Origin of the sequence: Bradyrhizobium sp., from assembly GCF_035701725.1 — a bacterium.
In the GTDB taxonomy this organism is placed as follows: Bacteria; Pseudomonadota; Alphaproteobacteria; order Rhizobiales; family Xanthobacteraceae; genus Bradyrhizobium.
Genome location: NZ_DASSRP010000224.1, coordinates 1 through 9,446 on the forward strand (window position 1 = coordinate 1; position 9,446 = coordinate 9,446).

Sequence of the window (9,446 nt, forward strand, 5' to 3'; positions counted from 1 at the left end):
AAACCTCGTCAGGTCGTCGGTGACGTAGTCGACGTAAGGGTCGTCGCGGCCCTCCAGCTCCCAGTCCTCGCGCACCACCTCCTGCGTGCCGTCGGGCACCACCAGCACGGTGGTCATGCCGAGCTGGTGCGGGACCACGAGATTGCGGGCGAGGTCCTCGAACATCGCCGCCCTGGCCGGATCGACGGCGTGATCACGCAAAAACTTGTGATAGGTCTGCGGCGCCGGTTTCGGCTCGAGCTCGGCGGCGATGATGTCGAAGACCGCTTCGAAATGCGCAGCCAAGCCAAGCCGTTCCAGCACGGCGCCGGCATGATCGGTCGAGCCGTTGGTCAGGATCAGCTTGCGGCCCGGCAGTTTGGCGATCGCAGCTCCCATCGCCGGATTGGGCTCGAGCGGCGAGTGGTCGATCTGGTGCACGTAAGCAAGATAGTCGTCGGCGTGAACGCCGTGCTCGGTCATCATGCCGCGCATGCTGGTGCCGTAGCGGCGGTAATAGTCCTTCTGGATAAACCGCGCCTCTTCCGGCGACACCTTCAAATAAGCAGCGATGAACTCGCCGATGCGCGCATCCACCTGTTGCCAGAGATTGACATGGTGCGGATAAAGCGTGTTGTCGAGGTCGAACACCCAGGTATCGACATGATCGAAGGCGCGTTTCGCCGGCATCGTCATCTCAATTCGTCATCCCCACGCACGCGGGGACCCATACGCCGCGGCGGTTATAGTTAGACGCGCTGGAAGTTGTCTTCCGCGTGGGCCAGCAACGCCGCTCTGTGGTTATGGGTCCCGGATCGCGCTCGTTCCACTCCCTTGTCCGGGACGACGGCGGAGCTTGCGGTTGCATCATCACGGCATCGCAAAGCGCAGCGTCTTGCCGCCGCCAGAGAGGTCCACGCCTGCAAATCCCGTCGTGGAGAGACCGCGGGTCGCACAATCGCCCTGTTCGCTGACCTCGAACTTGTTCTCGCGGGTGCAGAGCTGGGTGTCGCCGCCCCAGTTCAGCGGTTTATTCTTGAATACGACGGTGCGGTTATCGGCGTCGACCGCTTCGGCAAAACTGAAGATGCGCTTCGGCTGTCCGGTGACGTCGGGATGCAGGCATTTGCCGGGCTCGATGCGATACCAGCCGCGGCTCGTCACCGACTTGCCGTCGTCGGTCGCCACCGCTGCCATCACCTTGTGCGGGGTATCGTTGCACCAGGTGAGCCCGGTGGAGGAGGGCGCCTGCACCGCTTCGACCATGGTGGTGAAAAAATTCGGCGATTGGACGAAATCCGCCGACAGCCCGCGGCTCTTGAGGAACGCCGACAGCGCGGCTTGCGTCTTTGGGCCGTCGACGCCGTCGATCGGCGAGGCATCGAAGCCTGCGATCACGAGGAGCCGCTGGATCGCGGCCAAGCGCGCCTGGTCGTCGTCATATTCGCTGTCTTCCGCCAGATAGGCGACCAGATTGCCATCGTCGGCCTTGGTCGGATTGATCGGAGTGAAAGGCGCCGACGTCTGGCCCGGGCGGCATTGGCGGGCCGCGGCGATGATGAAGTTGTCCCGCGAAACGCACAGCGTGTCGCTGCCGTTCTGCGGCAGCGGCGAGGCGCCATAAACCGCAAGTGCGCGTGCATTGAGCAAGATGCGGTCGGCCGTCAGCGCGCCCTGCAACACCACGCGGCAGGCCGCGGGATCGATGCGAAACCAGCCGCGGGTGGCGGTCGTCGATTTGTCGTCGATGCCGATCGCGGCCTCGATCACATAACTCATGCGGTTGCAGAGCTTCAAGTCGGCGTGGGCGGGTGCTGCTCCGGCGAGCAGCGCGATGGCCGGAAAAAATCCGGCGATGATGGGCCGCAGTTGCGTAAGCGCGCCTGTCATCACTTGTCGTGCCATCACTTGTGGATCAGCGTGCCCGTGCCCTGGTTGGTGAAGAGTTCGAGCAGCACCGCATGCGGCTGCTTGCCGTCGATGATGACGACGCCCTGCACGCCCTGTTCCAGCGCATAGATGCAGGTCTCGACCTTTGGAATCATCCCGCCCGAAATCGTGCCGTCGGCGATCAATTTGTGCGCATCCTTGATCGAAAGGTCGGGGATCAGTTTCTTGGATTTGTCGAGCACGCCCGGCACGTCGGTCAAGAGCAACAGCCGCTTGGCCTTCAGCGCGCCGGCGACCGCGCCGGCAAAAGTGTCGGCGTTGACGTTGAAGGTCTGGCCGCTCTTCGAGGTCGCAAGCGGCGCCAACACCGGGATCAGCTCATAGCCGATGATCTGGTTCAGCAGTGTGAGATCGACCTTCTCGGGTTCGCCGACAAAACCGAGATCGACAACTTTCTCGATATGCGAATCCGGATCGACCATGGTGCGCGTCGCCTTCGACGCCGTCACCATGTTGCCGTCCTTGCCGCAGAGGCCGACGGCCTTGCCGCCGGCTTCGTTGATGTAGCCGACGAGTTGCTTGTTGATCGAGCCGGCCAGCACCATTTCGACAATCTCGATGGTCGCGGCATCGGTGATGCGAAGCCCTGCGGCGAATTCGGATTGAATGCCGAGCCGCTTGAGCATGGTCGCGATCTGCGGCCCGCCGCCGTGCACCACGACCGGATTGATGGCGGTCTGCTCGAGCAGCACGATGTCGCGCGCGAACGCCTTGGCGACATCCTCCGCGCCCATCGCATGGCCGCCATATTTGATGACGATGGTTTCATCGTCATATTCCTGCATGTGCGGCAGCGCTTCCGACAGGATGCGGGCCTGATCGAGCGGGGTGATGTTGGACGCGTCTGTCATGAAGCGGGTCTCGCGGATGCGGATGTCGAGCCGGGTTCTATCCGATTGTCGCGCGAGGAGCAAAGTGCGGGTTTTCCCCTCTCCCACAAGGGGAGAAGGAAGAAGGCATGCTAGCTTCGCCTTGGCCAGGCGGCGGCGACGGCTAGTCCCAGCCAGCTCGCGATCAGAAGCGTCCCGCCGGTCGGCGCGGCCATCGGAAACAAAGCGTGGCCGGCAAAGTGCCGAAAACTGAGATCGCCCGCGAAAAGCGCCGACGCCACCACGAAACCGAAGGCGGCCATGAGTCCGCCTTTAGCGGTCACGATGCCGCGCTCGGTCAAGGCGACCGCCGCCAGCACGGCGGCGGCGTGAAACAGCAGCATCGAGGAGGCCGGCAACAGCCGCGACGCATCGGCCTGATGGGCGGCGAGCGCCGCCAGGATCACGCCGTCAGCGCCCATGATACCGGCGAGGATGACAAGGATGCGAAGCGTGCGAAGATGTTTCACCGCCGCTCCTCCAGCAGGCGCACCATCGCGGCCCGCAGTTCCGCAATTCCCGCCGAGGTTTGCGAGGATGTCGCGATCACGTCCGGAAACGCCGCCGGGTGTGTTGCTAGCGCGGTCTTCACATCGCCGATGCGCTGTTCGAGGTCGCCGCGCTTGACTTGATCGGCCTTGGTGAGAACCACCTGGTAGCTGACGGCGGCACGGTCGAGCGTCTTGAGCACGTCGAGATCGACCTCCTTGAGGCCATGACGGGCATCAATCAGCACATAGACGCGGGCAAGATTGCTGCGGCCTTGCAGATATTTGTGGATCAGCGCGGTCCATGAGGCGACCTTGGCCTTGGAGGCCGCGGCATAGCCGTAGCCGGGCATGTCGACCAGCCGCAGGCCGGCCTGCGCAGGGCCGTCGAAGAAGATCAGTTCCTGGGTGCGGCCGGGCGTCGACGAGGTGCGTGCCAGCGCGTTGCGGCCGGTGAGCGCGTTGATCAGGCTCGACTTGCCGACATTGGAGCGGCCGGCAAAGGCAATCTCCACGCCCGCCATCGGCGGCAAGGTCTCGATCGAGGGCGAGGCCCAGATGAACTTGAAGTCGCCAGCGAATAGCTTGCGGCCCTGTTCGATCAGGTCAGCATCGGGCTCTGGGGTCATGCGATGACACTACTCCCGTCATCGCGAGGAGCAGAGCGACGAAGCGATCCAGTCAACGGATCTGGATTGCTTCGCAGCGCTCGCAATGACGCGATCGGCGTCACGTCTTCGATTCAGCCTTCTTGGAGACGAAGGTCGCCTTGAGATTGTCGAACAGCTCCACCTTCACGCCGTTGCGATGCATGATCAGGCTCTGCTGCAACACCGAGAGCAGGTTGTTCCAGGCCCAGTAGATCACGAGGCCCGCCGGGAAGCCGGCCAGCATGAAGGTGAAGATCAACGGCATCCAGCCGAAGATCATCTGCTGGGTCGGATCAGGCGGCGTCGGGTTCAGCTTGAACTGGAACCACATCGTGATGCCCATGATGATCGGCCAGACGCCAAGCGCCAGATAGTGGCCGAACACCGGAAGCTGCGTTGGGTCGAAGTGCAGCAGGCCGAACAGGTTGAACAGGTTGGTCGGATCGGGCGCCGACAGATCATGGATCCAGCCATAGAACGGCGCATGCCGCATTTCGATGGTGACGAACAGCACCTTGTAGAGCGAGAAGAACACCGGAATCTGCAGGGCGACGGGAAGGCAACCGGCGATCGGGTTGATCTTCTCCTTCTTGTAGATCTCCATCATCTCCTGCTGCTGCTTCACCTTGTCGTCGGGATAGCGTTCCTTCAGCGCCGCGAGCTGCGGCTGCACCGACTTCATCTTCGCCATCGAGGCGTAGGACTTGTTGGCGAGCGGGAAGAAGGCGAGCTTGACCAGCACCGTCACCAACAGGATCGAAATGCCGAAATTGCCGAACAGGTGGAAGAAGGAGTCCAGCGCCCAGAACATCGGCTTGGTGATGAAGTAGAACCAGCCCCAATCGATCAACAGATCGAAGTGGTTGAGATCGAGCTTGCCGTTATAACCGTCGTGGCCGCCGAACCAGTAGCCGACGACGTCGGCTTCCTTGGCGCCGGCGAACAGCCGCGTATGCGCACTGCCGGTACCGCCGATCGCGATCGTCTGCGCGTCCTGGAGATAGTCGGTCTGATAGGTCCGGACATTGCCGACGAGATTGGATGAGTAGCGCGCCTGCAACTGGGCGCGGGTGTCGGGCAACAGCGCCGAGGCCCAGTATTTGTCGGTGATACCGAGCCAGCCGTTGGTCACCTTGAAGGAGACGTTCTTGGCCTCGTCGATCTTCTTGTAGGTATATTCCTGAAGACCCTGGTCGCCGAGATAGCCGATCAGGCCTTCATGCAGAATGTAGTAGCCCGAGACCTGCGGCGTGCCGTGACGCGAGATCAGCGCAAAAGGATAAAGCGTGACCGGCGCGTTGCCGACATTGCTGACGTCGTCCTTGATGGTGAAGAGATAGCGGTCGTCGACCGCGATGGTGCGGCGGAAGGTGAGGCCGTCGCCATTCTCAAATTTCAGTGTGATCGGGTGGTTCGGCGTCAGGTTGCCGGGCGTCTCCTGCTGCCAGAGCGTGTTCTGGTCCGGCATCTTCACTGAGGAGCCCGAGGCTGCCACCCAGCCGAACTCGGCATAGTAGGGCTCCTGCGTCCCGGACGGCGAATACAGTACGATCGGCGGCGAATTCGGATCGACGGTTTCGTGGAATTGCACCAGCGACAGGTCGTCGATCCGCGCACCCTTCAGCGAAATGCTTCCCGAAAGGCGTGGCGTGTCGATCTTGACGCGCGGGCCGGCTGCAATCGCGGTTTCACGGCTGACCGGCGCGGCTGATCCAGCCTGAACGTTGGCCGGCGCATTGGCGGACGGAGCAGGCGAATTCGCCTGCGGCGTCGCCGAGCCGCCAGATTGATTTGGCTGCGTCGTCGTGGTGGTCTGGCTTTGCTGCGCGACTTGCGCGGCGCGCTGCTTTTCCATCTGCGGAATGTTGTAGAAATATTGCCAGCCGATCAGCACGAGACCGGAAAGAATGACGGCGAGGATGGTGTTGCGATTGTCGGTCATCGTTTAGGGTCTCGTCGTTCTTTTCGGTTGCGGCGCGCGCTGTGCGCTTGTCCGGTCGAGGCGATGCAGCGCCTGGCTGAGATCTGCGAGCATGTGAGAGAAGTCGGAGGTCAGCGCCGCCCGACGGCCGATTAACACATAATCGCTGCTCGGTTGCAGCGACAGCGGGGGAAGCCGCCTCACGAGTTCTCGAAGCCTCCGCCGGATGCGGTTGCGCTCGGTCGCGGTTCCATTTTTCTTGGTAACGGTAAAGCCTACCCGGACCGGCCCGTCATCGTCGCGCCGGCGGCGCTGGACGACAAAAGCGGCCGTGCTGGACCGCGCGCCATTGGCAACGGCGAGAAAGTCCGCCCGCTGCCTTAGCCGATCCATGATGAGATCTCTTCGGGAAGGGGAGGCCCGGGCGGTTAGGCGCTCAGGCGCTTGCGGCCGCGGGCGCGGCGTGCGGCGAGGACTTTGCGGCCGCCCGTCGTGGCAAGGCGGGCGCGGAAGCCATGGCGGCGCTTGCGCACCAGTTTGGAGGGTTGATAAGTCCGCTTCACGGGTCGTTCTCCGCTGACAACTTGCCTGCTTGGGCGACAATTTGCCTGTTAAATGAGGGTTGTCCGCCGATGGTAGCAGGCCTTAAAGCCGGCCATTTCCGGCCCCAAAACAGGCCGACCGGCGATCAGCCGGATCATCGCGACAGTTGGCGCGGCTTATAAGGGAGCGACCCCTTTTCGTCAATGTGGCCGGACGCCGGATCGGGAGGTCTTCGAAACCGGGGACCGGGACCGAATAATTCAATGGTCGCGGTGTATTAACTGGATAGGCCGGGTGGCGTTTTCGCGGCCGGACGGGGCGCCGCCGGGAGCTTGACCCACAGCGCGCCGGGAACCGGCATTCCGAAGCCGCCGGGCGCCTGCGGACTGTTATCAAACCTTGATTTGACGGGCCTTTATCCAGGGTCCACATAGAAAAATCGAGATTCCGAAGGTAGTTATGGCGTCAGCGAACGACGAGCAGCCGAGCAAGGCGCCTCCCAAGGCGAGGCTCCCGCGCAGACTCGGCCTGTCCGGCAAGCTGCTGCTCTTGACCATTCCGCTGGTCATGATCGCCGAAGTCCTGATCTACGTGCCTTCGATCGCCAACTTCTGGATGAACAGGCTTAATGCGCGTCTGGCTTCTGCCAACACGGCCGCACTGGTTCTCGATGCCGCGCCCTCCGGCATGGTTCCGGACTCGCTGTCGCGTCAGATTCTCGACAGCATCGGTGCGCGGGCAGTGGCGATCAAGCTCGGACAGCAGCGGCGGCTGCTCGCCAGCGCCAATCTGCCGGCAGCGATCGACCACGATGTCGACATGCGGACGCTGACGGCCTGGTCCTCGATCGTCACCTCGCTGCAGATGATGCTCGAGACCGGCAAGCAGACGATCCGCATCGTCGGGCCTTCGCCGAGCGGTGGCCAGTTCATCGAAGTGGTGGTCGATGAAGTGCCGCTGCGCGCGGCGATGTACCGCTTTTCGCGCAACCTGCTCTTGGTTTCGCTGGCGATTGCGATCCTGACTGCGGCGCTGGTGTATTTCGCGCTGCATTTCCTGTTCGTGCGGCCGATGCGGAGATTGACCGAGAGCCTCGTCAGCTTCCACGAGAATCCGGAAAGTTCGGCGCGAATCATTGTGCCTTCCAACCGCAGCGACGAGATCGGCGTCGCCGAACGTGAACTGTCCGATATGCAGCGCGACCTCGTCTCGATGCTGCATCAGAAGAGCCGCCTCGCCGCGCTTGGGCTCGCGGTGTCGAAGATCAACCACGATCTGCGCAATTTGCTGGCGTCTTCGCAATTGTTGTCGGATCAGCTCGCCAGCGTCCCTGATCCGCGGGTGCAGCGGTTTGCACCGAAATTGATGCGGTCGCTGGAGCGCGCGATCGCATTCTGCCAGTCGACATTGTCTTATGGCCGCGCCCAGGAAGCCGCGCCCGACCGCCGCATGATGCCGATCGAGCCGGTGGTGTCGGAAGTGCGCGAATCCGCCGGCCTTGCCGCCGATACCTCGATCACCTGGATCAGCGCGATCGAACGCGGCCTGATGATCGATGCCGATCCCGACCAGTTGTTCCGCGTGCTGCTGAATCTGGTGCGCAATGCCGAGCAGGCGCTGGAAGGCCAGCCCACGGCGCAGATCCGCATCACCGGCCGGCGCGAAGGCTCGGTCGCCATCATCGAAGTGTCCGACACCGGGCCCGGCATTCCGCCAGCGACCCGCGAAAACCTGTTCAAGGCGTTCCAGACCTCGGGCAGGCCCGGCGGCAGCGGGCTGGGGCTCGCGATCGCGGCCGAGCTGATCGGCGCCCATGGCGGGGAAATTCACCTGGTCGAAGGCACCATCGGCGCCACGTTCCGCATCACCATCCCGGATCGGCCGGTCGAGCTCTTGAGCATCCGCAACGAGCGGGCGCGGGCTTAAACGGTCCGTTTACGCCAATTTCAGCCCCGCCAGCGTGGCGACTCTGACGTTCCTTTCAGTCTCGCCGCGACCTCTTCAAAGGAACGTCAGAGTCAAAGCCACACTGGAATCAAATATTTGCTGATGTCCCTGAGGTTCTGACATTCGTTAAGAGCACTTGCTGCGACCCCGGTACGAATGTCAGAACCGGGACATCAGACCTTGCCAATTCGGTTCGGAGCAGGTAGCAAGTGCGCTCTTTCGCGAGCCTCGCAAACCTTGCAGCGATGACTGGCGGACCCTGGGTCCCATTTTGCGAAAAACGCGCCCGTAGCTCAGCTGGATAGAGCATCAGACTACGAATCTGAGGGTCGGACGTTCGAATCGTTCCGGGCGCGCCACTTCGGTACAGAACTGGGCACGCCAAAACCCGTCGTTTTTACGCTTGATGTGGCGACGAGCGTGCGCAGGAGCACGCTTTTCGATCCCATGATGCGCAGCTCTTTCTGATCGATTTCGACGCGTTGGGCGAGCTCGCGCAGATGATCGCGGCGGTAGCCGCCGCTCTCGTTCCGCATCCGCTTGCGGGCCGTCGTGGCAAACGTCTTGAGCGCTTGTGGGGTGATCGTCGGCCCCGCGCGATCAATCGCCTCCTCGGCCCGCTCTGCGTCAAGGCGAGCCTGATCGCGCGTGGTCTTCAGTTCAGCAATGCGGTCCTTCAGCATGGGGTCGGACAGATCGGCGATGCCGTTCTCGATGGCGTCATAGAGTCGCTTGAGCTTGGCGTATGCTTCGGCCGCCCGCTTGCGCAATTCGGCGATGTGCGACCTTCGTCGCTCCGCGCGCTCGGACCGACGATCGAGTACATGCGACAAAAGCTGCTCAAGACGCTTGGGCTGTAACAAGCGCTGCTCGATGTACTCGGCTACCAGATTGTCGAGTTTTTCCATCGGAACAGTGCGCCCCGGACAGCCGGTCGCGCCCTGGCGGGCTTTGGTGCAACAGGTGTAGTAGCGGTAACGGCCGCTCTTGCCCGTGCGCAGCGTCATCGCTCCACCGCAAGCAGCGCAGAAGCAGATGCCGGTAAGGAGGGTCGGTCCGCTCACGACTCTTGGCGGCGTCATCGCCGGGCTTCGACTCT

Annotated in this window: 10 protein-coding genes and 1 tRNA gene; 2 read left to right on the forward strand and 9 right to left on the reverse strand. The window is 62.7% G+C overall.

All coding sequences use genetic code 11. The features are described 5' to 3' along the window. The 8 genes from VFL62_RS13075 to rpmH all read right to left on the reverse strand — a co-directional run. The coding region (locus VFL62_RS13075) for a pyrimidine 5'-nucleotidase (protein ID WP_325172802.1) at positions 1 to 675 on the reverse strand (675 nt) is incomplete at its 3' end. 174 nt (positions 676 to 849) lie between these two features. Beyond that, a complete protein-coding gene (locus VFL62_RS13080; protein ID WP_325172803.1) occupies positions 850 to 1,869 on the reverse strand; it encodes a DUF1036 domain-containing protein in 1,020 nt (339 codons plus the stop codon). Positions 1,870 to 1,883: 14 nt separating this feature from the next. Next, a complete protein-coding gene (gene argB / locus VFL62_RS13085; protein WP_325011545.1) occupies positions 1,884 to 2,780 on the reverse strand; it encodes an acetylglutamate kinase in 897 nt (298 codons plus the stop codon). 110 nt (positions 2,781 to 2,890) lie between these two features. Beyond that, on the reverse strand, positions 2,891 to 3,220 hold the full coding sequence (locus VFL62_RS13090) for a DUF423 domain-containing protein (protein ID WP_325172808.1): 330 nt from the start codon (positions 3,218 to 3,220) through the stop codon (positions 2,891 to 2,893). A 44-nt stretch (positions 3,221 to 3,264) separates the two neighbouring features. Continuing rightward, positions 3,265 to 3,915, reverse strand: a complete 651-nt coding sequence (yihA, locus tag VFL62_RS13095; RefSeq protein WP_325172804.1) for a ribosome biogenesis GTP-binding protein YihA/YsxC — start codon at positions 3,913 to 3,915, stop codon at positions 3,265 to 3,267. Between the two features lie 100 nt (positions 3,916 to 4,015). After that, on the reverse strand, positions 4,016 to 5,878 hold the full coding sequence (gene yidC, locus VFL62_RS13100) for a membrane protein insertase YidC (RefSeq protein ID WP_325172805.1): 1,863 nt from the start codon (positions 5,876 to 5,878) through the stop codon (positions 4,016 to 4,018). A 3-nt stretch (positions 5,879 to 5,881) separates the two neighbouring features. Beyond that, on the reverse strand, positions 5,882 to 6,250 hold the full coding sequence (gene rnpA, locus VFL62_RS13105) for a ribonuclease P protein component (protein WP_325172806.1): 369 nt from the start codon (positions 6,248 to 6,250) through the stop codon (positions 5,882 to 5,884). 35 nt (positions 6,251 to 6,285) lie between these two features. Next, positions 6,286 to 6,420, reverse strand: a complete 135-nt coding sequence (rpmH, locus tag VFL62_RS13110) for a 50S ribosomal protein L34 (RefSeq protein ID WP_006609582.1) — start codon at positions 6,418 to 6,420, stop codon at positions 6,286 to 6,288. Between the two features lie 439 nt (positions 6,421 to 6,859). Here rpmH and VFL62_RS13115 point away from each other — a divergent pair, with 439 nt between their 5' ends. Together VFL62_RS13115 and VFL62_RS13120 are read left to right on the forward strand one after the other, a co-directional pair. Further along, positions 6,860 to 8,326: a HAMP domain-containing sensor histidine kinase gene (locus VFL62_RS13115; RefSeq protein WP_325172807.1), complete on the forward strand. Its 1,467-nt coding sequence runs from the start codon at positions 6,860 to 6,862 to the stop codon at positions 8,324 to 8,326. Between the two features lie 303 nt (positions 8,327 to 8,629). Continuing rightward, a tRNA-Arg gene (locus VFL62_RS13120) sits at positions 8,630 to 8,706 on the forward strand. Here VFL62_RS13120 and VFL62_RS13125 read toward each other — a convergent pair. Next, complete coding sequence (locus VFL62_RS13125; protein ID WP_325172809.1) at positions 8,662 to 9,429, reverse strand: zinc ribbon domain-containing protein; 768 nt, start codon at positions 9,427 to 9,429, stop codon at positions 8,662 to 8,664. The two genes, VFL62_RS13120 and VFL62_RS13125, sit on opposite strands and share 45 nt — an antisense overlap. Positions 9,430 to 9,446: the final 17 nt, after the last annotated feature.